This window comes from Bradyrhizobium sp. CCBAU 51765, assembly GCF_015291725.1.
Classification (GTDB): Bacteria; Pseudomonadota; Alphaproteobacteria; order Rhizobiales; family Xanthobacteraceae; genus Bradyrhizobium; species Bradyrhizobium liaoningense.
The window spans coordinates 4111133-4132467 of sequence record NZ_CP030038.1 but is presented as its reverse complement, the minus strand read 5'-3'; the positions used below and the strand labels follow the sequence as shown (position 1 = coordinate 4132467).

18 protein-coding genes are annotated in these 21335 nt (G+C 65.8%); 6 read left to right on the top strand and 12 right to left on the bottom strand.

Translation table 11 applies throughout. The features are described 5' to 3' along the window. Positions 1-54: 54 nt before the first annotated feature. Both XH96_RS19865 and pcsA read right to left on the bottom strand, forming a co-directional pair. Positions 55-789: a TerC family protein gene (locus XH96_RS19865; RefSeq protein ID WP_194393912.1), complete on the bottom strand. Its 735-nt coding sequence runs from the start codon at positions 787-789 to the stop codon at positions 55-57. Next, positions 786-1565, bottom strand: coding sequence for a phosphatidylcholine synthase (pcsA, locus tag XH96_RS19860; protein ID WP_194393911.1), 780 nt, complete (start codon positions 1563-1565; stop codon positions 786-788). The genes XH96_RS19865 and pcsA overlap by 4 nt, the downstream gene beginning before the upstream one ends. Before the next feature lie 87 nt (positions 1566-1652). Here pcsA and XH96_RS19855 point away from each other — a divergent pair, with 87 nt between their 5' ends. Continuing rightward, positions 1653-2837 carry a UbiH/UbiF family hydroxylase gene (locus tag XH96_RS19855; RefSeq protein ID WP_194393910.1) on the top strand — a complete coding sequence of 395 codons (1185 nt, stop codon included), beginning with the start codon at positions 1653-1655 and terminating at the stop codon, positions 2835-2837. A 6-nt stretch (positions 2838-2843) separates the two neighbouring features. Here the strand turns inward: XH96_RS19855 and XH96_RS19850 are convergent, their stop codons facing one another. Next, positions 2844-3797, bottom strand: a complete 954-nt coding sequence (locus XH96_RS19850; protein ID WP_194393909.1) for an AEC family transporter — start codon at positions 3795-3797, stop codon at positions 2844-2846. A 106-nt stretch (positions 3798-3903) separates the two neighbouring features. Between XH96_RS19850 and hspQ the strand changes: the two genes are divergently transcribed. Next, the gene (gene hspQ, locus XH96_RS19845; RefSeq protein ID WP_061881708.1) at positions 3904-4236 is read left to right on the top strand and encodes a heat shock protein HspQ; all 333 of its coding nucleotides are present in this window, start codon (positions 3904-3906) and stop codon (positions 4234-4236) included. Positions 4237-4308: 72 nt separating this feature from the next. Here hspQ and XH96_RS19840 read toward each other — a convergent pair whose 3' ends face one another. Then, entirely contained in the window at positions 4309-5115 is an 807-nt protein-coding gene (locus XH96_RS19840) for an invasion associated locus B family protein (protein WP_194393908.1), read from the bottom strand. A 259-nt stretch (positions 5116-5374) separates the two neighbouring features. On the opposite strand from XH96_RS19840, the gene XH96_RS19835 reads away from it, so the two are divergent. From XH96_RS19835 to XH96_RS19825, 3 genes are all read left to right on the top strand, one after another. Beyond that, the gene (locus tag XH96_RS19835) at positions 5375-7219 is read left to right on the top strand and encodes an extracellular solute-binding protein (protein ID WP_194394185.1); all 1845 of its coding nucleotides are present in this window, start codon (positions 5375-5377) and stop codon (positions 7217-7219) included. 4 nt (positions 7220-7223) lie between these two features. Beyond that, positions 7224-8726 (top strand): class I adenylate-forming enzyme family protein, encoded by a 1503-nt coding sequence (locus XH96_RS19830; protein ID WP_194393907.1) that lies wholly within the window; start codon positions 7224-7226, stop codon positions 8724-8726. An 85-nt stretch (positions 8727-8811) separates the two neighbouring features. Then, positions 8812-10035: a GGDEF domain-containing protein gene (locus tag XH96_RS19825; RefSeq protein ID WP_194393906.1), complete on the top strand. Its 1224-nt coding sequence runs from the start codon at positions 8812-8814 to the stop codon at positions 10033-10035. A gap of 12 nt (positions 10036-10047) precedes the next feature. On the opposite strand, the gene XH96_RS19820 is transcribed toward XH96_RS19825, so the two are convergent. The 5 genes from XH96_RS19820 to XH96_RS19800 form a co-directional block, all read right to left on the bottom strand. Continuing rightward, entirely contained in the window at positions 10048-10290 is a 243-nt protein-coding gene (locus XH96_RS19820) for a hypothetical protein (RefSeq protein WP_194393905.1), read from the bottom strand. Between the two features lie 230 nt (positions 10291-10520). Beyond that, positions 10521-11693, bottom strand: a complete 1173-nt coding sequence (locus tag XH96_RS19815) for an acyl-CoA desaturase (RefSeq protein ID WP_194393904.1) — start codon at positions 11691-11693, stop codon at positions 10521-10523. 145 nt (positions 11694-11838) lie between these two features. After that, positions 11839-12048: a cold-shock protein gene (locus XH96_RS19810; protein ID WP_028178759.1), complete on the bottom strand. Its 210-nt coding sequence runs from the start codon at positions 12046-12048 to the stop codon at positions 11839-11841. A gap of 247 nt (positions 12049-12295) precedes the next feature. Next, on the bottom strand, positions 12296-15814 hold the full coding sequence (gene mfd, locus XH96_RS19805) for a transcription-repair coupling factor (RefSeq protein WP_194393903.1): 3519 nt from the start codon (positions 15812-15814) through the stop codon (positions 12296-12298). Next, positions 15811-16098 carry a succinate dehydrogenase assembly factor 2 gene (locus tag XH96_RS19800; protein WP_194393902.1) on the bottom strand — a complete coding sequence of 96 codons (288 nt, stop codon included), beginning with the start codon at positions 16096-16098 and terminating at the stop codon, positions 15811-15813. The genes mfd and XH96_RS19800 overlap by 4 nt, the downstream gene beginning before the upstream one ends. Positions 16099-16311: 213 nt before the next feature. Here XH96_RS19800 and recG point away from each other — a divergent pair, with 213 nt between their 5' ends. Next, the gene (recG, locus tag XH96_RS19795; RefSeq protein WP_194393901.1) at positions 16312-18420 is read left to right on the top strand and encodes an ATP-dependent DNA helicase RecG; all 2109 of its coding nucleotides are present in this window, start codon (positions 16312-16314) and stop codon (positions 18418-18420) included. Here recG and panE read toward each other — a convergent pair. From panE to XH96_RS19780, 3 genes are all read right to left on the bottom strand, one after another. After that, positions 18417-19346: a 2-dehydropantoate 2-reductase gene (gene panE / locus XH96_RS19790; RefSeq protein ID WP_194393900.1), complete on the bottom strand. Its 930-nt coding sequence runs from the start codon at positions 19344-19346 to the stop codon at positions 18417-18419. The genes recG and panE overlap by 4 nt on opposite strands. Before the next feature lie 233 nt (positions 19347-19579). Beyond that, positions 19580-20449, bottom strand: coding sequence for an NAD(P)-dependent oxidoreductase (locus XH96_RS19785; RefSeq protein WP_194393899.1), 870 nt, complete (start codon positions 20447-20449; stop codon positions 19580-19582). 105 nt (positions 20450-20554) lie between these two features. Further along, positions 20555-21325, bottom strand: a complete 771-nt coding sequence (locus XH96_RS19780; protein ID WP_194393898.1) for a DUF502 domain-containing protein — start codon at positions 21323-21325, stop codon at positions 20555-20557. Between the last annotated feature and the right edge of the window lie 10 nt (positions 21326-21335).

Below are 21335 nucleotides of genomic sequence, written 5' to 3'. Positions count from 1 at the left end.
GACTGAGCGAAAGCCATCGCGCCAGCCTTGTCAACTCGGGGCCGGCCGCAACGATCAAGCAGACGACTTGCCGGCCTTCCTGCGGTTGCGCTTGGCCAGCACGTTGAAGAATTCCACCGCCGCCGAAAACGCAATCGCGAAATAGATGTAGCCGCGTGGAATATGAAACGCCAATCCGTCCGCGACCAGCGCGACGCCGATCAGCACCAGGAACGCCAGCGCCAGCATCTTCGTGGTCGGATGCTCCGCGACGAATCGCGACACCGGGCCCGACGAAATATACATGATCAGGCATGCGATCACGACGGCCGCGACCATGATCTCGATGTCCTGCGCCATGCCGATCGCGGTGATGATCGAGTCCAGCGAGAACACGATATCGATGACGATGATCTGGACGATCACCCAGAAGAAGGCGCTCGCGCCGGATTTGTGGTCGCCCTCGCCGTCATCGGCCTCGACCTCGGCGTGAATCTCGTGCGTCGCCTTGGCGATCAGGAACAGGCCGCCGCCGATCAGGATGAGGTCGCGCCAGGAGAAGTCGTAACTTGCAAACGAGAGCACCGGCTCAGTCAGGCCGATCAGCCAGACCAGCACGCTGAGCAGGAGGATGCGGAACACCAGCGCCAGCGCCAGCCCGATCTGGCGGGCGCGGTACGCCTGCTGCTCCGGGATGCGCGAGACGATCACCGAGATGAAGATGACGTTGTCGATGCCGAGCACGATCTCGAGCGCCGTCAAGGTGAGCAGCGCGGCCCAGGCTTCCGGGCTGGTCAACAGGTGCATCACGCCAAGGATCTCGCCAAGGATCTCGCCAGGCGGATCAAGGCGTCGCTGAAGCTGATCCAGAGCGCAATGGCGCAGAGCACGATGGTCACGCCGGTGCCGACGCGGAAATCCATCGCCAGCGTGTAGATGCCCAGCACCGCCCAGATCGCGATCAGCGACATCGTCAGCCAGCGCAGCCGCACAACGCGGACCGGATGCAGCACGTGGAACGGCACGAAGGTCAGCACGACGAGCGCGGCCACCAGCAGCGTCGACCAGAGCGGCGGCCAGTGCAACAGGAACAGGTAGAACGCCGCCGCGTTCCACAGCGCCGGGAAACCGCGGAAATGGTTGTCGTCGGCCTTCATGCGCAGATCGGCGAAATAAAGTGCGCTGGTGACGATGATGGCGATGCCGAGCAAGGGAGCCGCGACCGGCAGCAACAGCCCGCTCGCCACGATCGCGTAGGCCGGCACGAAGACATAGGTGACGAAGTCGACCACGAGATCGAGCACGTCACCCGACCAGTTCGGCTGTACGTTCTTGACGTCGAGCCGGCGCGCGATCGGCCCGTCGATCGCATCGATGATGAGGGCGACGCCCAGCCACTGAAACATCGCCGCCCAGTGCTCGCGCACGGCCTCCAGCATCGCCAATAGCGCGATCGCCGCGCCGAACGCGGTGAAGATGTGCACCGAGAGCGCCGCGGCGCGGATCGCCGGTCTCGGTTTCAGGGAATCCTGCTGGCTATCCATGGCTTCTGCTATCAGAATGGGACCGGTTTGCACATCCGCCATTGCGGCGCACGATCGCACAATTCGCCATAAAATCAGGGAAATATAGGTGGGCTTGAATTCGCCGCCGGCCGTGTCCAATGTCGTTCCATGACAGACGCATCGACACTCCATGACACGGCCGTGATCGGCGGCGGACCGGCGGGACTTGCGGCGGCCATCGCACTGGCGCAGGCGGGTGCCCGGACCGCGCTGGTGGCACGGCGCGTGCCCTACGCCGACAATCGCACCACTGCGCTGCTGGGCGCCTCCGTCGATCTCCTGGAAGGCCTCGACGTCTGGCCGCGCTGCAAGGACAAGGCGGCCGCGCTCGAGGTCATGCGCCTCGTCGACGACACCGGCCGGCTGTTCCGCGCGCCGGAGGTGCGATTCTCCTGTCACGAAATCGGACTCGACGCGTTCGGCTACAACATCGACAACCGCTCGCTGATGCTGGCGCTGGAAGAGCGCGCGGGCGAGCTGCCCAACCTCGTCCGCTTCGACGACGAGGCCGAGAGCGTCGTCATCGAAGCCGACGACGTCGCGGTGCGCACGGCCTCCGGACAATTTCTCTCGGCCCGCCTGGTGGTCGGTGCCGACGGCCGGCACTCGCTGTGCCGCGAGGCCGCCGGCATCGAGGTGACGCGGCGCGAGCTGAGCCAGACCGCCCTGACCTTCAACGTCGGCCACGCACGGCCGCATCGCAATGTCTCGACCGAGTTCCACACGCCGCACGGGCCTTGCGTGTTCGTCCCCCTGCCTGGCGACCGCTCCAGCATCGTCTGGGTCTCGGCGCCGGCGGAAGCCGAGCGGCTTCGCGGCTTGAGCGATGAGGAGCTGTCTGGCGCGATCGAGAAGCAGTCGCATTCGATCCTGGGACGCATGACGGTCGAGCCCGGGCGCAACCTGTTCCCGCTTGCGATCGAACGTCCGAAATCCTTCGGCCGCGATCGCATCGCGCTGGTCGGCGAAGCCGCCCATGTGGTTCCGCCGATCGGTGCCCAGGGCCTCAATCTCGGCCTGCGCGATGCCGCCGACATTGCCCGGCTCGCGAACGATGCCATCGCCTCGGGGCAGGATCCCGGCGCGGACGAGATCCTCAGGCGCTACGACCGTGCGCGGCGCCCGGACATTTTGAGCCGCACCTTTGCGATCGACATCGCCAACCGCTCCCTGCTCAACGATTTTCTGCCGCTCCAGCCGGTCCGCGCCGTCGGCATGCACCTGCTCGGCGCCATCGGCCCGCTCAGGCGATTTGCGATGCGTGAGGGGCTGACGCCGACGTGGCGGCGATAAGCCTCCTCACGGAAACGCCAGCCGTCCCGTCTGGAGCAACCACATCACGCTGGTCAGCGTGACCACCGAGGCGAAGGTGCCGAGCAGCACTGCCACGGAGGCGGATTCGATCCAGGCATTGTTCTGCCGGGCGATCACGAACACGTTCAGCGCCGGCGGCAGCGAGGCCATCAGCACGGCGGTGGCCGCCCAGGGCTGTGCGAACGGACCGAACGCCAGCATCAGGCCGAACGCTGCGAGCGGATGAATCAGGAGCTTGACCGCGATCACAGCAGGCACTTCCCACGGCACCCGATCGAACGGACGCAGCGCCACGGTCACACCGAGCACGAACAGTGCGGTCGGAGCGGCTGCGTTCTGGAGGAAGGTGATGGTGCGGTCGAGCGCGACCGGCAGCTCGATATGCAGCGCAGCCACAGCCGCGCCGAAGCAGGCCGACATGATCAGCGGGTTGAGCACGATCTGCTTCAGCACGACGCCAAAGGCGTGCACGAGCGAGGGATGGTCACGGTCGGAGAGCTCGATCAAGAGCGGCACGATCGTGAACAGGAAGATGCTGTCGCAACAGAAGATCAGCGCCGTCGGCGCCGACGCCTTCGGCCCCAGCACCGCGAGCGCCAGACCCGGTCCCATATAGCCGATATTGCCGTAGCCGCCGGACAGACCCGCGAGCGTCGCCTCGCGCAGCGACAGCCGGCCCAAGACCTTGCCGACGACCAGCGCCAGCGTGAACGCGGCAACCGTCGACAGCGTGGTCGCGACCAGGAATGGCGGGTTATTCAATTCCGAAAACGGTGTTTTCGACATGATCGCGAACAGCAGCGCCGGCAGCGACACGTAGAGCAGGAAGAAGTTCATCCAGGCGAGGCCCGATTCCGGGAGGGATTTGACCTTGCCGCAGGCGAAGCCGACGAAGATCAAGCCAAAATAAGGCAACGCCAGATTGAGGATATCGACCATTGGTGAAGTGTTTTCTGAAGGCTTGGGGGCTATCCGCCCCGGAAACGAAGGTTAATTCCAGACGAGGGCACTAGCATCGGCCACAATCCTGGTCTATCGACGGGGAATGATTAAAGCGCGGACCGCGAAATTCCAGATCGGACAGGTCGTTCGCCACCGGATCTTCTCGTTCCGGGGGGTAATCTTCGACATCGATCCGGAATTCAACAACACCGAGGAGTGGTGGCTGTCGATCCCCGAGGAGGTGCGGCCCAACAAGGACCAGCCGTTCTATCACCTGCTCGCGGAGAACGCGGAATCGGAATACGTCGCCTATGTCTCGGAGCAGAACCTGTTGCCGGACGATTCCGGCGAGCCGGTCCGGCATTCGCAGGTCGCCGAGATCTTCATCAAGGACAAGGCCGGCGGCTATCGCCCCCGCAACTCATCGCTGAACTGATCGTCGCCGGTGGGCGGCAAGCAAAAAAGGCGCTCGAAACGAGCGCCTTTTTCATATCGGAATCTGGCCTGATTACTTCTGCGCAGTCGGAGGTGCCCCGGGCGCGCCGCCCTGCTGCTCGAGCTTCTTGCGCTGCTCGTCGGCCTTCTTCTGAAGCTCTTCCTGAAGCTTCTTCTGGGTTTCCTCGAACACCTTCGGATCGGTCGGCGGACCGTCATAGGCCTTCTGGAATTCGCCGGCGAGCGGCAGCGGCAGGGTCAGCGGCGCGCCGTTGGCATTGATCGCCTGGACAACGAGATTCTGGCCCTTCTTCATGTTGTTGATGAGCTCGGGCGTGGCCTCGTAGTCGGACATGCAGCCGTTCTGGAAGCAGATCACATACGGGCTCTGCAGCGGCGCATTGTTGTCGACGATGATGCGGGTGCCGTGCACGAGCTGCATGCCGAGCGGCAGCGTCACGCGCAGGATCTTCTTGGGCTCGCCTTCCGGCTCGATGATGACGGCGGCAATGACCGGCTGGCCCGACTCGATGCGGCCGTCCTTGCCGGTGAAGCAGACCTGCTTGGCATTGGCGTCCTGGCCCTTGAGGCAGAACTTGGTCCAGGGGGCGTAGATCAGCTGGATTTGCTGGTCAGCGGGCTGGGCCGCGCCCTGCTGCGCCGGAGCGCCCGGGGCTGGTGCCTGGGCCTGGGGCGCCGGAGCCGCCTTGGGGGCAGCCTTGGGAGCCGCTTTCGGAGCCGGAGCCGCCTTGGGCGCGCCCGGGGCTGGCGCAGGGGTCTGGGCCTCGGCGGCAAACGGAATGGCCAACGCCGTCGCCGTCAACAGGGCGAGAAGTCGCCCGCGCGGCCGGACGGACGCGGCCAAGTAACGGAAATTCATTGCGGAAAACCCTTTCTGAACGGGAAGTGCCCGAACCGCTCCGAAGCGCCGAACCTGGCCGCCTTGGGCGCGGCTCTCTCCCCGTCAATTGAGGCGGATAGGTGACGGGCTCGACGCTCTTGCGCGATTGCCCGCCTTTTAACGTGGCCGACGAAAAGATCAATGCCGACAACCGCCTTTGGCCGGCTTGGCGCCAACGCCCCACCAAATTCCCTGTGATAGGATTCAGTCCCGCCGGTCGTCGAATCACCGTGTGCCGATGTTCATGTTCCAGCGCCTTCTCGAAGGCTTCGGCGTCCGCCTCTGCGTCGTCGCCCTCGCTGTGGTCACCGGACTTTCGGCAGGCGCCGCCCGGGCCGAGGAGGCTCATGCCATCGCCATGCACGGCAAGCCGGCGATGCCGGCCGACTTCACCCACATGCCCTACGCCAACCCCGACGCCCCCAAGGGCGGCCGCTTGACCTGGGGGATTCTCGGAACCTTCGACAGCCTCAATCCCTTCATCGTGAGAGGATTGGCCGTGCAGCAGATGCGGAGCTACGTGGTCGAGAGCCTGCTCGCCCGCGGCAATGACGAGCCGTTCACGCTCTATGGCCTGCTCGCCAGGACGGTCGAAACCGACGACGAACGGAGCTTCGTCACCTTCCGCCTCGATCCGCGCGCCCGCTTCTCCGACGGCAAACCCGTGCTGGCCGAGGACGTACTGTTCTCCTGGCAGCTGCTGCGCGACCACGGCCGCCCCAACCACCGGCAGTACTACGCCAAAGTTGCCAAGGCCACGGCGCCCGATCCCCTCACCGTCCGCTTCGATCTCACAGGTGCCAACGACCGCGAGCTGCCGTTGATTCTCGGCCTGATGCCGGTCCTGCCGAAGCACGCAATCGACGTCGCGGCCTTCGAGGAAACCACGCTGACGGCGCCGGTCGGCTCGGGCCCTTATCGGGTCACGGCCGTGAAGCCCGGAGCCAGCGTGACGCTGACCCGCAATCCCGACTATTGGGGCCGCGACCTCGCGATCAACCGCGGGATCTACAATTTCGACGAGATCCGGCTCGATTACTTTCGCGAGGCCAACGGCCAGTTCGAAGCCTTCAAGCGCGGGCTCTACGATTTCCGCATCGAGCACGAGCCGCTGCGCTGGCACGACGGTTACGATTTTCCGGCCGCACGGAGCGGCGACGTGATCCGCGACACCGCCAAGCCCGGCTTGCCGCAGCCCTCCGAATTCCTGGTGTTCAACACCCGCCGCCCGATCTTCGCCGACATCCGGGTGCGCCAGGCCCTGACGCTGCTGTTCGACTTCGAGCTGGTCAACCGCAATTACTTCTTCGGGCTCTATTCGCGCGCTGCCGGCTATTTCGCCGGCTCGGACCTGTCGGCCTATGGCCGCCCGGCGGATGCACGCGAACGCGAGCTGCTCAAGCCGTTCGCCGCACGGATTCCGCCCGATATCATGGATGGCAGTTATCGCCTGCCGGTCACCGACGGATCGGGCCGCGACCGCACGACGCTGCGCGCCGCGCTGAAGCTGTTGTCGGAGGCCGGCTACGATCTCGACGGCACCGTGCTGCGCAATCGTGCGACCAAGGCGCCCTTCACCTTCGAGATCATGGTGACGACCCGCGATCAGGAGCGCATCGCGCTCGCCTTCCAGCGCGACCTCAAGCGCGCCGGCATCGAGCCGACCGTTCGCTCGGTCGATCCCGTGCAATTCGACCAGCGCCGGCTCGCTTACGAGTTCGACATGATCCAGAACCGCTGGGACCAGTCGCTCTCGCCCGGCAACGAGCAATATTTCTATTGGGGCAGTGCTGCCGCGGACAATCCCGGCACGCGCAACTACATGGGCGCCAGGGATCCCGCGGTGGATGCCATGATCGCCGCCCTGCTGGAGGCCCGTGAACATACGGACTTCGTCCCGGCGGTGCGGGCGCTCGACCGCGCTCTGATCGCGGGCTTCTACACAATCCCGCTGTTTAACATATCGGAGCAATGGATCGCGCGCTGGAATCGGATAGAACGGCCCAAGGCCACCTCGCTCTCCGGCTATTTGCCGGAGACCTGGTGGGCGAAGGGGCAGCCGCAAGCTCATCAGGCAAAGTGACGCCGTGAACCAGCCAGCAATATCGCCGACGCTCGACACGCTGTTTCAGCGCACGCTGATTCGGCAGCCGCACGCGCTCGCTCTGCTCGATCCCCTCAACAAGGCGCGCGTGACCGGGCACCAGCCGCGGCGGATGACCTATGCCGAGGCCGATACGGCCATCGAGGCGCTGTCGGCACATTTCGTCGAATCGGGCCTGCCGGCCAATTCCGTCATCGCGATCCAGCTGCCGAATACGGTCGAGTTCGTGCTCACCGTGCTGGCGGCCCATCGCGCCGGCCTCGTCGTCGCGGTGCTGCCGCTGCTCTGGCGGCATGCGGAACTGACTGCTGCGCTGAACCGCACCGCGGCACGCGCCATCGTCACCATGAGCACGGTCGACGGCGTCAGCTATGCCGACCTCGCGATGCATGCGGCCGCCGAAGCCTTCTCCATCCGTCACGTCTGCGGCTTCGGCGCCGACCTCCCGGAAGGCATGGCGTCGCTCGACGACGTCCTCGCCCGCCCGCCCGGCCTGACGCGCGCCGTGATCCAGGACGGCCGCAAGGCGGCGATGATCTCCTTCGACGTCACCGCCGAAGGCTTCCGTCCGGTGCCGCGGCCGCATTTCAGCCTGATCGCCGGGGGGCTCGCCATGTCGCTGGAAGCCGACATCAGGCAGGGTGCGACCGTGATGGCGGCGTTCGCCCCGATGTCGTTCGCGGGCCTCGCCTCCTCGCTCGCGGTATGGCTGCTCTCGGGTGGCACGCTGGCGCTGCATCACCCGTTCGAGAACGAGGTGCTGGAGCAGCAGATCAACGCGCACGAATGCGAGGTGCTGATTGCGCCGGCGCAGCTTGCGTTGCGGCTCGGTGATGCCGACCTCGCGGCACGGATGCCCTCGTTGCGCAACGTCATCGGCCTGTGGCGTGCGCCCGAGCAGGTCGCGACGAGCGATGCCTGGATCGCGCCGCATGCGCCGCTGACCGACGTCTATCTGTTCGGCGAGGCCGGACTGTTCGGCACCCGCCGCGGCGAGGACGGCATGCCGGTGCCGGTCATGCCAGGACCGCACGGCGCCCCGCGCGAGCAGTCGGGCTCCTCCATTGCCGGCGAAATCCTGCTGACACCGAAGGGCACGCTCGGCCTGCGCGGCGCGATGGTGCCGATCGCGGCCTACGCCCCACCGCAGCCGGTCGGCGAGACGCTGACCGCGCAGCCGCCGCGCGACTATGTCGACACCGGTTACGCCGCGCGGCTCGACCGACCGAGTGGCGCGATCTGCATCACTGCGCCGCCCTCCGGCATCATGGCCGTCGGCGGCTACCGTTTCCTCTCCAACGACCTCCAGGAATGGGCGCGCCGGCTCGGCCAGGGCGCCCTGCTCACGGCGCTGCCCGACCGCCTCTCGGGTCACCGGCTGGCGGGACGCGCCCAGGACAATGCCCGCGCCCGCGAAGCGCTCAGCGAGCTCGGGCTTAACCCCCTGATGGTCGAGGCCTTTCGCGACCGCTCCGGCTCGGTCTAGGCATAGTTTTGCCCGTTCCGTTGACACTGCATTAAGGCGGCCGAACTAGGCTGCGCGGCATCTGTCGCGTGATCAGAGTTTGTCGATGTCCCAGGCGGGCCCGATCCTGTTTGTGTCCGATGCCCAGCGCCCCGCCTTCGTGGCCGCGCTGGACGAGGCCCGGCTCTTTCCCGTCGTCGACACCGATTGGGCCAGCGCGGCGCGCGCGGTCGACGAGGTGCAACCGGCCGCGGTTCTCGCTGCGATGCATGCCGAACACGAGCCGCCTGTGACGGCGCTCGCAAAGAAGATCGCCGACCAATCGCCTTACGTGCCTTTCGTGACACTGGATGCGGCGGGCACGCTGCCGCACAACGCGCTGCCCTTCTCCTCGCGCGGAGGCAATCCCGAGCGCCTGATCGCGCGGCTTCGTGCCGCGCTACGCGTGCGCACACTGCATGCAACGGTTCTGCGTCGGCTGCCGGAAGCGAAGCTCGCGCTGCCGGAGGGCGATCCCGCACGCGATGCCACCGTGCTCCTGATCGGTCGCGGCGCAGCCTATCCCGCGCTCTCCGTCGCGCTGGGTGAGCGCTTCGGCGTGGTCGGCGCGCTCTCGATCGAGGCCGCCGCCAAACACCTCAACACCCGCGACCTCGACGGCGTCGTGCTGGCCGAAGGTTTTACTCCGCGCGTGACCGATGCCTTCCTCACGGTGCTCGCGGAGGACACCCGCTTCCGCAGCCTGCCGGTGGTCCTCACCGCGCATCAGCTGACGCAGACTTATGATCTCCCCAATCTCGAGCTGATTGCCGGCGAGCCTGCGAAGGTCGCCGCCAATGCGCTGCCCTTGATCCGCCAGCACGCGATGGAAGCGCAGCTGAGCCGCACGCTGCGCTCGATCGATGCGGGCGGCTGGCTCGATCCGCGCAGCGGCCTGCTCACGGTCGAGGCCTTTGCCCGCGATTTTGCCAAGGCGGTCGAGCAGGCGCTCGCCCGCGGCGGCGGCCTCTCGGTCGCGCGCTTCGCTTTCGATCCCGGCAATTCCCGTGCCCAGCTCGATGCCGCGCGAATCCTCAGCCGCCTGATGCGGCAGATGGATTTCGGCGCGGCGCAAAAGGACGGTTCAGTGATCGTCGTGTTCGCGGAGACCGACTTCCGCACGGCGCACATGATCGCCCGCCGCCTGTCGGCGGTGATGCGGCACACGTCCAATGGCAAGCACGAGATGCGCAGCGATCCCGTGGTCAGCGTGGATTCGCTGTCCCCGTCGGATACGGCGCGGTCGCTGCTGGCGCGGCTATCGGCGGATGCGTCGCGGGCGGCATCCTGAAGCGCGATGCGCTTACGTCGACGGCATCACGAGCCTGATCTCGCCGTTCTCGACCTTCCCCAGCGCGAGAGCGTCGCGGGCCATCCTCTCGACGACCGGCCAGTTCGCGAGAAGATATCGCTGCGCCTGCATCTTGGTCGGCAAGTTCGTTTGCAGGACGCAGTTCTGCCGCCTATTCCCATTCGCGATTTGGAAGGCCACGGCTTGCGGGCCCTCGGTCAGCTCTTGTTCGGTAGGATCGGGAAACTTGCGCATGCAGCACTTGCTCCCGGTCAGCGAACCGCCGGAAGGACTTTGAGCGCCTGACTGGAAACAGACGGGCCTTCGGCGATCGTCGGCGCCTTCGCCTGGTTTCGATCACGGACGGGGCGCGTGTTGCGGACCGCTTCGGTCAGCATCTCCCGGAGTTCGGCCTTGGATCTGGGTGCTTGTCGCGGACTGGACTTCTGCCAATGTGTCATACCGCTATATGGGTATCACCTGCCCTAAATGCCACCATTCGCCGTCGATTTCGCGTGGACCGGCTGGGCGGGAGTGACCAGGAGAAAGCTAACGGAGTCGCTCAGGAGTTCGTGGGCGCGGTCGACAATGTCCTCCAGAGAGATCGTCTTCGCGAACATGCGCTGCGCTTCGGCCAGCAGTTGGTCGCGAGTCGGCACGCTGGGCAGACGCAAGTCGGCACGCTGCTGCAACAGAAGGAGCGCGTCCCGCAGCGACAATTCGGTTTCATGAATCGATGTCTTGATCGCTGACGCGATGTGTTCGGGATTGAAGCGGCCGGCAAGCTGCTCGGCCGCTTGCCTTATCGCGCGCGATCCCAGGCGATGCTCGTTGCGCAGAACCTGCATGGGTGGCGTCTTCAGATCCCAGACAATTCCGAGCCAGGACATCGCCACCAGAACATAATAGGTCAGATCGATCTCATACCAGTAGAATCCCTGCCGGGCGCTGGCCTGGTAGGCATGATGGTTGTTGTGCCACCCCTCACCCATCGTCAGCAGGGCCAGCAGCCAGTTGTTGCGGGAGTCGTCGCCGGTCACATACCGTTTGCGTCCATGAACATGTGCGAGCGAGTTGATGCAGAACGTGGCGTGATACAGAACCACGGTGCTCCAGAGGAATCCGACCACGAGTCCGGACCAGCCGCCGATGAGGAAGCAGAGCCCCGCGAGCACAACTGCCGGCAGTAGCTCCAGCCTGTGCAGCCACATCAACTCGGGATACGACGCCAGATCCGACACTTTCAGCAGGTCGGTCCCGTCGTGCTGCCGATAGAAGATCCAGCCGACATGGCTGTAGAGGAAGCCCTTGTGCCGGGGCGAATGCACATCCTGCGCAGTGTCCGAGTGAAGGTGATGATGGCGGTGCTTGGCGGCCCACCACAGCACGCTCTTCTGGGCGCTGCTCTGGGCAAGGAAGGCAAGGACGAATTGGAACACCCGGCTCGTCGCGTAGGCCCGGTGCGAGAAGTACCGGTGATATCCGGCCGTGATCGCAAACATGCGCAGCCAATACAGCGCGACGCAAAGCCCGACCGCCTGCCACGAAACACCCGACCAGATCGCCGCGACACATCCGACGTGAATCAACAAGAACGGCAGAACCTGCGGATACATGACGTCGTCATGTTCCTCATCTGACTCGATATTCGCAGACACGCTCGAACCTCAGCTGTTGCGGCGGGCGGACCACCGCGCTTGCAGTGCAAAAAGCCCGCGGCCGGTAAACCAGTCGCGGGTCGCAAGAACCTGAAGCTCTCCCAATACATCCATGGTCAAAGCGACAGGCGCCGGCTGCGGCAGCTTATGCGGCGCGCAGATTGTCCGCAGCAGACTTGCCGGTCCGGCGGTCTGCAACGACGTCGAAGGAAACCTTCTGACCCTCGTTGAGGGAACTCATGCCGGCACGTTCAACCGCGCTGATATGAACGAAAACATCCTGGCCTCCCTGGTCCGGCTGAATGAAACCGAAACCCTTTTGGCTGTTGAACCACTTCACAGTTCCCGTCGTCATGGGGAGCGTCCTTTGAGATAGATAAGTCTTTAGAGCCGCACAGGAGTGCGGTCAGCGAATTCGAGATCTGGAGGGAGGGTCATCAGTCAGGCGCGCAAATAGCGGCGAGGCCAAGTCGTTCGGCCGAAACTCGAAGGTTTCAACATGGCTATTTATTGGTCATTCCGCAAGTGACGATATGTCACCCCCTTCGGGCCCAAGTGCAGTGCGCTGTTCGCGCTGCGCCGCACTTGGCTGAGGTAGCCGCTTACGCCGCCTTCTTGCTCTCGGCGAGCTGTGCCAGCTGCCGCATGATCTCCGTCGTGCCGGCGAGGCGCTCTTCCGGGGTTTCCCAGTCCTGCAGGAACACAACCTTCATGTCGGGCCGCACCTTGGCGGCCTGGCCGTGGCTGCGGATGAAGGTCACGAGGCGATCGGGATAGGCGAAGGAATTGTCGCGGAAGGCGATGACGGCTCCCTTCGGACCGGCATCGATCTTCTCGACATTGGCCCTGCGGCAGAACGCCTTGATCGCGGCGACCTTGAAGAGATAACGCACCTCGTCGGGCAGCACGCCGAAGCGGTCGCGCATCTCGGCGCCAAAGTTCTCGATCTCCTCCTCGGTGTCGAGATCGGCAAGCCGCCGGTACAGCGACAGCCGCACCGAGAGATCGCTGACATAGTCGTCCGGAATCAGCACGGGCATGCCGATGGTGATCTGTGGCGACCAGCGGTCGGCAGCGGGCTCGGAGACGCCGGCCTTGAGGTTGACGATCGCCTCCTCCAGCATCGATTGATAAAGCTCGAAGCCGACCTCCTTGATGTGGCCGGACTGCTCCTCGCCGAGCAGATTGCCGGCGCCGCGGATATCGAGGTCGTGGGAAGCGAGCTGGAAGCCCGCGCCCAGCGTCTCCAGCGATTGCAGCACGGTGAGCCGGCGCTCGGCCTGCGCGGTGATCTTCTGCTGCGCCGGCAGCGTGAATAGCGCATAGGCCCGCAGCTTCGAGCGGCCGACACGGCCGCGGAGCTGGTAGAGCTGGGCCAGGCCGAACATATCGGCGCGGTGCACGATCAGGGTGTTGGCGTTGGGGATGTCGAGGCCGGACTCGACGATGGTGGTCGACAGCAGGATGTCGAACTTGCCGTCGTAGAACGCGGTCATGATGTCCTCGATCACGGCGGGCGGCATCTGGCCGTGCGCGACCGCGACCTTCATCTCCGGCACGTTCTTGTCGAGGAAGTCCTTGACCTCGGCGAGGTCGTCGATGCGCGGCACGACGTAGAACGCCTGGCCGCCGCGATAGCGCTCGCGCAGCAGCGCCTCGCGGATCATCAGAGGATCGTGCGGGGCGACGAAGGTGCGGACCGCGAGGCGGTCGACCGGGGGCGAGGCGATGATCGAGAGCTCGCGCACGCCGGTGAGCGCCAATTGCAGCGTCCGCGGGATCGGCGTCGCCGACAGCGTCAGCACATGGACCTCGGCGCGCAGCGCCTTCAGCCGCTCCTTGTGGCTGACGCCGAAATGCTGCTCCTCGTCGACGATGAGCAGGCCAAGATCGCGGAATTTGATCGCCTTGCCGAGCAGCGCATGGGTGCCGACGACGATGTCGACGGAGCCGTCGGTGAGGCCCTTCTTGACCTCGTTGAGCTGTTTCGTGGGGATCAGGCGCGAGGCCTGGGCAACGTTGACCGGGAAACCCTTGAACCGCTCGGTGAAGGTCCGGTGGTGCTGGCGGGCGAGCAGCGTGGTCGGCACCACCACCGCAACCTGCTTGCCGTCCAGCGCCACCGCAAAGGCGGCGCGCAGCGCGACCTCGGTCTTGCCGAAACCGACGTCGCCGCAGATCAGCCGGTCCATGGGCCGGCCCTTTTCGAGATCCTTCAGCGTGGATTCGATGGCGCCGAGCTGGTCCTCGGTCTCGTCATAGGGGAAGCGCGCGCAGAACTCGTCATAGAGGCCCTGCTGCACCGGCAGTTTCGGCGCCTCGTGCAGCATGCGCTCGGCGGCGATCTTGATCAGCTCGCCCGCGATCTCGCGGATGCGGTTCTTCAGCTTCGCCTTGCGGGTCTGCCAGCCCGAGCCGCCCAGTCGATCCAGCTCGACGTCGGTCTGGTCGGAGCCGTAGCGCGACAGCAGCTCGATGTTCTCGACGGGGAGAAACAGCTTGGTCTCGGCGGCGTAATGCAGTTCGAGACAGTCATGCGGCGCGCCGGCGACGTCGAGCGTCTGCAGGCCGATGAAGCGGCCGATCCCGTGATCGACATGCACGACGATGTCGCCGGCATTGAGGCTCGTCACCTCCGAGATGAAATTATCGAGCTTGCGGCTGGCCTTGCGCGGCCGCACCAGGCGGTCGCCGAGGATATCCTGCTCGCTGATGAGCGCGATCTCGTCGGTCTCGAAGCCGCTCTCGAGGCCGAGCACGGCGAGCATGGTCTCGTTGCGCGGCGTCGCCTGCACCGTGCGCCAGCTGTTGACGCTGGTGGTGTGGGTCAGCTTGTGATCGCGCAGCATCGACGTCATGCGGTCACGCGAACCTTCGGACCACAGCGCGATCACGACCTTCTTGCGCTGGGCCTGCAAGGCCATCACATGCGCGACGACGGCTTCGAACACGTTGACATTGCTGTCGTTGCGCTCGGGGGCGAAGTCGCGGCCCTTGCGCGCACCGGCATCGACCACGCCTGTGCCGTCGGTCGGCACCGAGAACGGCGTCAGCCGCGCCAGCGGGATATCGCCGAGGCGCTTGCCCCATTCCTCCTCGGTCAGATAGAGCCGATCGGGCGGCAGCGGCTTGTAGATGGCGCCACCGCCGGGATGCTCCATCGCCTCGCGCCTCGCCTCGTAATAGTCGAGGATCTGCTTGAAGCGTTCGCGCACGGCGTCCTCAGCCTGCGGCTCGATCGCGATCGGAGCGCCTTGCAGATAGTCGAACAGCGTGTCCATCCGGTCCTGGAACAGCGGCAGCCAGTGTTCCATGCCGGGATGGCGGCGGCCTTCGCTGACGGCCTCGTACAGCGCATCGTCGCGCTCGGGCGCGCCGAACTCGGCGACATAGCCCATGCGGAAACGACGGATGGTGTCGGTGACGAGCTGGAACTCGGACACCGGCACGAGGTCGAGCGAGCGCATGTCGAGCAGCGTGCGCTGGGTCTCGGCATCGAAGGACCGGATCGATTCCAGGCTGTCGCCGAAGAAGTCGAACCTCACAGGCTGTTCGAGGCCGGCCGGAAACAGATCGAGGATGCCGCCGCGCACGGCGTATTCGCCGGGCTCGCGCACGGTCGAGGAACGGTTGTAGCCGTTGTGCTCGAGCCAGGCGACGATGGTGTCCATCGGCACGACATTGCCGGGGGCGACCGACAGCGCCTGCGCCGCCACGAGCTCGCGCGCGAGCACGCGCTGCACCACGGCGTTCACGGTCGTCAGCACGATCAGCGGCTTGTCGCTGCCGGTGAGAGGAGCCAGCCGGGCCAGCGTGGTCAGGCGCTGTGCCAGGATGCCGCCATGCGGCGAGACGCGGTCATAGGGCTGGCAGTCCCAGGCCGGAAAGGTCAGCACCGGCAGATCCGGCGCGAAGAATCTCAGCGCGCGTTCGAGCGACTGCATGCGCCCGCCGTCGCGGCAGACCACGGCAAGGCTGACCGCCGGCTTCTTCGGCCGCGCCGCAATGGCGCGGGCGAGATCGGAGACGACGAGCCCTTCCGCGCCCTCTGCGACATTGGCAAGCGTCAGCGCGCGGCCGGGCGTGAGCAGCTCCGCCGGCGACTTCATCCCATGCTTCATAGATTGCCGTCCGTGATCGGAAACGCCTTGATGCGGGCAAACAGCGCGCCGGTGACAGCTGGCAGCACCTTGTCGCCGCTGATGGCGGCATAGAGATCAGGATCGTTGACTTCGAGCAGGCGCTCGAGTTCGTCCAGCTCGGCGTCGGACAGGTTGCCGATCTCGGCATCCGCGAAGCGGCCGAGGATCAGGTCCATCTCGCGCGTGCCGCGGTGCCAGCAGCGGAACAGAAGCCGCTTGCGGCGGTCGTCCAGCCCGTCGCTCGATCGTGTCGTTCCCGTCATGTCTCAAATCCAGTCAAACGCAGAAAGCCCGGACGTGCCGGGCCGGGGTGATATAGCCATTCGAGGCGGCCGTGTCAGCCCTTTGTTGCGCCTGCGCGGCCGAAGCCGCTTCGGCGAGGCGAAGGCCCGGCCATCCACACCGGGCTGAAAAAAGACGTGGATGCCCGGCATAAAGCCGGGCATGACGGCGAGGAACGATCCTAGATTCCCCGAATGCGCCCCAGCCTGCTCAATCCCCTGTTTGCTCCCGTGACCAGCCTGCCCGGCGTCGGTCCGAAGCAGGACAAGCTGCTGCAGTACCTGCTCAGCCGCAGCGAGACGCCGCGGCTGGTCGACCTGCTGCTGCATCTGCCGAGCCAGGTCATCGACCGCCGGGCCCGGCCGAAGATCCGCGACGCGGCCGTCGGAACCATGGTGACGCTGGAGATCACCGTCGATCGCCACCGCCCGCCCCCGCCGCGTAATGCGCGCGCGCCGTATCTGGTCTACGCCAGCGACGACACCGGCGATGTCGTGCTCACGTTCTTCCGCGCCAAGCCGGGCTATGTCGAAAAGCTGCTGCCGGTCGGGGAGAAGCGCTACGTCTCCGGCACGCTGCAGATGTACGACGGCATTCCGCAGATCGTGCATCCCGATCGCGTGCTCGACGAGCAGGCGATCTCGAAGCTCTCCGGCATCGATCCTGTCTATCCGCTGACCGAAGGCCTCGCGCTCGGCTCGCTCCGCCGCGCGATCGCGCAGGCGCTGCAAAAGCTGCCGGCGCTGCCCGAATGGATCAGCCCGGAGGTGATACGGCGCTGCAACTTCCCTCCCATCGCGGAAGCGCTCACCCGCGTGCACCAGCCGGTCGAGCTGACGGACATCCTGCCGGACCAGCCGTTCTGGTCCCGCCTCGCCTTCGACGAGCTGCTGGCCGGCCAGCTCGCGCTTGCCCTGATCCGAGCGCAATTGCGCCGCCCGGCCGGCGTGCGCAACGCCGGCGATGGACATTTGCGCAACAAGATCATCGACGCCCTGCCTTACGCGCTCACGCCCTCGCAACGCAGCGCCGCCGCGGCCATCGCCGAAGACCTGAAGCAACCGTTGCGCATGCTGCGGCTGCTCCAGGGCGACGTTGGCTCGGGCAAAACCGTGGTGGCGCTGCTCGCAGCCGCCGCCGTCGCCGAAGTCGGCAAGCAGGCCGCGCTGATGGCGCCGACCGAGATCCTGGCCCGCCAGCACATCAAGACCATCGCCCCGCTCGCCGAGCGCGCCGGCATGCGCGTTGCCATTCTCACCGGCCGGGAGAAAGGCAAGGAGCGGCGCGAGATCATCACAAAACTTGCCGAGGGCGAGATCGACCTCCTCGCCGGCACCCACGCGCTGATCCAGGACGATGTGATCTTCAGGGATCTCGCGCTCGCCATCGTCGACGAGCAGCATCGCTTTGGCGTCCGCGAACGTCTCGCGCTGACGTCCAAGGGCGAAGCCGTCGACGTGCTGGTGCTCAGCGCCACACCGATCCCGCGCACGCTGGTGCTGACCTATTTCGGCGACATGGACATCTCGGAACTGCGCGAAAAGCCCGCCGGCCGCCAGCCGATCGACACCCGCGCCGTGGCCATGAGCCGGCTCGGTGAGGTGATGGACGGTGTCGGCCGCGCGCTCGAAACCGGCAAGCTGGTCTACTGGATCTGCCCGCTGGTCGAGGAATCCGAAGCCGAGGGCACCGAGCACCTGACCAACGCGACCAAGCGTTTCGAGAGCCTGCAAAAACGTTTCGGCGAGCGTGTCGGCCTCGTTCACGGCCAGATGAAGGGCACCGAGAAGGATCGCGTGATGGGCCAGTTCGCCGCGCACGAGATCGGACTCCTTGTCGCGACCACCGTGGTCGAGGTCGGCGTCGACGTGCCCGCCGCAACCATCATGGTGATCGAGAACGCCGAGCGCTTTGGCCTTGCCCAGCTGCACCAGCTGCGCGGCCGCATCGGACGCGGCTCGGAAGCCTCGACCTGCATTCTGCTCTACGGCGAGCCGCTCGGCGAGATGTCGAAGGCGCGGCTGAAAGTGATCCGCGAGACCACCGACGGCTTCCGCATCGCCGAGGAAGATTTGAAGCTGCGCGGCGAAGGCGACGTGCTCGGGGTGCGCCAGAGCGGCCTGCCCGGCTATCGCATCGCGCGCCCGGAGGTGCACGGCCAGCTGATCGCCCAGGCCAGAGACGAGGCGCTGCGGATCCTGAAGGACGATCCCAAGCTCAAGGGCGAGCGCGGCGAGGCGCTGCGCTGCCTGTTGTATCTGTATGAACGGGACGAAGCGATCCCGCTGATCGGAGCGGGTTAGCCTGCCGCTCTTCGGCGCCCAACCTCATAAGCCGCCACATGCGCGCGGGCGAGATCCAGCAGCGGCGTGTCAATGCCGAGCACACGGGCGCGGTTGGCCATATCGCCCAGGATGTGCTCTGCCTCCGTAATCGAGCCGCGCTCGATGTCGCGCAGCATCGAGGCCTTCAGCGGCGAATCCAGGGTGGTGAACAGCTTGCGGTCAAACTCGATGAACGGCGCGCGTGGCTCAAAGCCTGAAGCTGTCGCAACAGCGCAGCACTCCGCAAACAGACGGAAAATCGACTGCTCCCCGTTGGGGACGGCCAGGATGTCTCCGATGCTCGCGCGCATCAGGCAGGTGATGCCGGCGAGCGTCGAGAGCTGCACGAACTTCTCCCACATGTCCTGCATGATCGCTTCGCTGGCACGCACGTCGATGCCGGGGACCTGGAGCAGTGTCTCCACTGCGAGTGCACGTTCGCTCAGCGTCCCCTCGATCTCGCCGAAAACGATCGTCTGGTTGGCCATGAACTGAACGACCCGGCCCTCCGCATCGAGCCCGGCACTGACATTCGCGAGCCCGCCGAGGACGCGAGCAGCGCCGAACCTGCCGATGAGAGCGTCGATATGTTTCAACCCGTTCAGGATCGGCAGGATCATCGTGTCGGGGCCGACGGCGGGCGCAAACTGGCCCATCGCGTCGCCGAGCGAGTAGGCCTTCACGCCGACGAGCACGATGTCGAACGCCTCCTTGAGGTCGTCAGCCGCAAGAAGCTTCGGCTGCACCGCGAAGTTGCCGTGCGGGCTCACGACCTGCAATCCATTCCGCCGCAATTGCTCGGCCCGCTTCTCGCGCACCAGGAAGGTCACGTCGCGGCCTGCCCGGACGAGGCAAGCTCCGTAATACCCGCCAAGCGCGCCCGCGCCGATCACAAGCACTCTCATTCGAACTCCCATGCGCCTGCTTCCGCAGAATAGTAACAGAGGGGCCTCGCGCCGTCTCCTCCCCGTCATTGCGAGCGAAGCGAAGCAATCCAGAGTCCCTCCACGGGAAGATCCTGGATTGCTTCGCTTCGCTCGCAATGACGATGTGGATGGAGTTCGGCACACGTTGTACGCTTGAAACGCGACCGGGACGTCCAGGGCTTTCTGGAGTCGGCTTCCGCAGTTCCTGACGACTAGGTCTTCTTCTGCGCGATGCTCGCCGCGAAGGCCTTCATCAGCTCCGCATCCACCGCCTCAGCTTTCGCATCCCCCGCGAGATGCTCGAACCAGCGCGCAAAGCCCTCATAGATCTGGCTGGCCGGGTGATCGGGCCCGAGGAATCCGGAAATCTCCCGCATCTCCGCGACCCAGCGATACGCTTTCGGGATCATGTCGGGCAGCGCGACCTCGAGCCGCGCCAGGATCGCCGGCTGGCTCAGCGCGAGCTCGTCGCGGAGCGCATCGGCCGCGCCGGCCTTCGTGGCCGCAATCACCATGGCCGAGCCGATGCCGGCGAGGCCCTTGACGATACCGGCGTAGGACATCTTGAGCGCAGAGGCCGCGCCCACCGGGCCTTCGACGATCCGCACGTCGAGGCCGAGGTCCTTCAGCACGGAGACGTCCTTGGCGTGCTCGCCGGACATGTAGAAGGCCGGGCCCTTGCCGCCGGGCTGCGGCGGGAAGCCGATGATGCCGGCATCAACGAACGGCGCCTGCGCCGAGCCGATGATCTCCTCGATCCTTTGCACCGTATCGACATTGACGGCGTTGCAGTCGACGACAACAGGCTTCTTTGCGCGCCGGACGATCAGCGACGCCAGGCGCTCGGCCAGCGCGACGGCTTCGCCCGGCGGCACGATCGAGAGGATGATATCGGCCCCGGCGATCGCCTCGTCCTCGGCGCCGACCATGCCGGCGTCCACGGCCCGCTTCAAGGTCGCCTCGCTCCGTCCCTTCAGCGACGTCAGCACGCGCGCTCCGTTCTCGCTGAGACGGCGGGCCACGGCGCTGCCCATGGCACCGGGAGCGAGGATCGCAATGGTCTTTGACGTCATTTCGGACATCGTGCACTCCAGATCGAATTCCGGGCGACAGGCTCGGGTTCAACCAGAGAATAGCAGAGGACGAAAACGCCTGCGTGAACGCGGCCATCCCGCGACGGAATGGCCCTACTCCGCCTTCGCAGGTTCGGGCTGGAGCTTGGAGGCATTGGCGATACGCGCGGCATTCGCCACGCCGGCAAGCGCGGCCGCCTTCTTCGGATCGGGGGCCGAGCCCGGCTGCACTACGCCGGCCGACATGATCAGGGTCGCGGCATCCTCGGCGGTGAGATCGACCTCGATGATCTTGCTCTTCGGGACATAGAAGAAGAAGCCGGTGGTCGGGTTCGGCGAGCACGGCAGGAACACCGAGACGTGCTCCTCCTGGCCCGGCAGGCTGCGCGCGATATCCTCGTTCGGCGATTGCGAGATCAGCACGATCGACCACATGCCCGGCGAGGGAAACTCGACGAGGCCGACTTTGCGGAAGCTCGAGCCCTTGCCCGAGAACAGCGTCTCGAACACCTGCTTCAGGCCGCGATAGATGGCGCGCACCGCCGGGATCCGGCCCAGCAAGGTCTCGCCGACATCGACCAGCGTCCGGCCGATCAGATTGGCCGCCAGGAAGCCGACCAGCGTCAGCGTGAAGAATGCGACGACCAGTCCCCAGCCGGGAATGACGTAGGGCAGATAGGTTTCAGGCCGGTAGGCCAGCGGCACGAAGGGCCGCACCACGCCGTCGACCCAGGTAACGAACCACCAGACCAGATACAGCGTGATCGCGATCGGCCCGGTCACGACGAGGCCGGTCAGGAAATAATTGCGGAAGCGGCCCATCAGGCCGGTATGCGGTTCCGGGACGGGATCAACAGGCGCAGGCGCGTCGTCGCGGGGGGTCATTCGGGTTCCA

What these genes read in the sequence shown, in the direction of transcription:
- pcsA (WP_194393911.1), bottom strand. Translation starts at nt 1,565, where the DNA reads ATGGCGGATGTGCAAACCGGTCCCATTCTGATAGCAGAAGCCATGGAT.
- XH96_RS19855 (WP_194393910.1), top strand. Translation starts at nt 1,653, where the DNA reads ATGACAGACGCATCGACACTCCATGACACGGCCGTGATCGGCGGCGGA.
- XH96_RS19850 (WP_194393909.1), bottom strand. Translation starts at nt 3,797, where the DNA reads ATGGTCGATATCCTCAATCTGGCGTTGCCTTATTTTGGCTTGATCTTC.
- hspQ (WP_061881708.1), top strand. Translation starts at nt 3,904, where the DNA reads ATGATTAAAGCGCGGACCGCGAAATTCCAGATCGGACAGGTCGTTCGC.
- XH96_RS19840 (WP_194393908.1), bottom strand. Translation starts at nt 5,115, where the DNA reads ATGAATTTCCGTTACTTGGCCGCGTCCGTCCGGCCGCGCGGGCGACTT.
- XH96_RS19835 (WP_194394185.1), top strand. Translation starts at nt 5,375, where the DNA reads ATGTTCATGTTCCAGCGCCTTCTCGAAGGCTTCGGCGTCCGCCTCTGC.
- XH96_RS19825 (WP_194393906.1), top strand. Translation starts at nt 8,812, where the DNA reads ATGTCCCAGGCGGGCCCGATCCTGTTTGTGTCCGATGCCCAGCGCCCC.
- XH96_RS19820 (WP_194393905.1), bottom strand. Translation starts at nt 10,290, where the DNA reads ATGCGCAAGTTTCCCGATCCTACCGAACAAGAGCTGACCGAGGGCCCG.
- XH96_RS19810 (WP_028178759.1), bottom strand. Translation starts at nt 12,048, where the DNA reads ATGACGACGGGAACTGTGAAGTGGTTCAACAGCCAAAAGGGTTTCGGT.
- mfd (WP_194393903.1), bottom strand. Translation starts at nt 15,814, where the DNA reads ATGAAGCATGGGATGAAGTCGCCGGCGGAGCTGCTCACGCCCGGCCGC.
- XH96_RS19800 (WP_194393902.1), bottom strand. Translation starts at nt 16,098, where the DNA reads ATGACGGGAACGACACGATCGAGCGACGGGCTGGACGACCGCCGCAAG.
- recG (WP_194393901.1), top strand. Translation starts at nt 16,312, where the DNA reads ATGCGCCCCAGCCTGCTCAATCCCCTGTTTGCTCCCGTGACCAGCCTG.
- panE (WP_194393900.1), bottom strand. Translation starts at nt 19,346, where the DNA reads ATGAGAGTGCTTGTGATCGGCGCGGGCGCGCTTGGCGGGTATTACGGA.
- XH96_RS19785 (WP_194393899.1), bottom strand. Translation starts at nt 20,449, where the DNA reads ATGTCCGAAATGACGTCAAAGACCATTGCGATCCTCGCTCCCGGTGCC.
- XH96_RS19780 (WP_194393898.1), bottom strand. Translation starts at nt 21,325, where the DNA reads ATGACCCCCCGCGACGACGCGCCTGCGCCTGTTGATCCCGTCCCGGAA.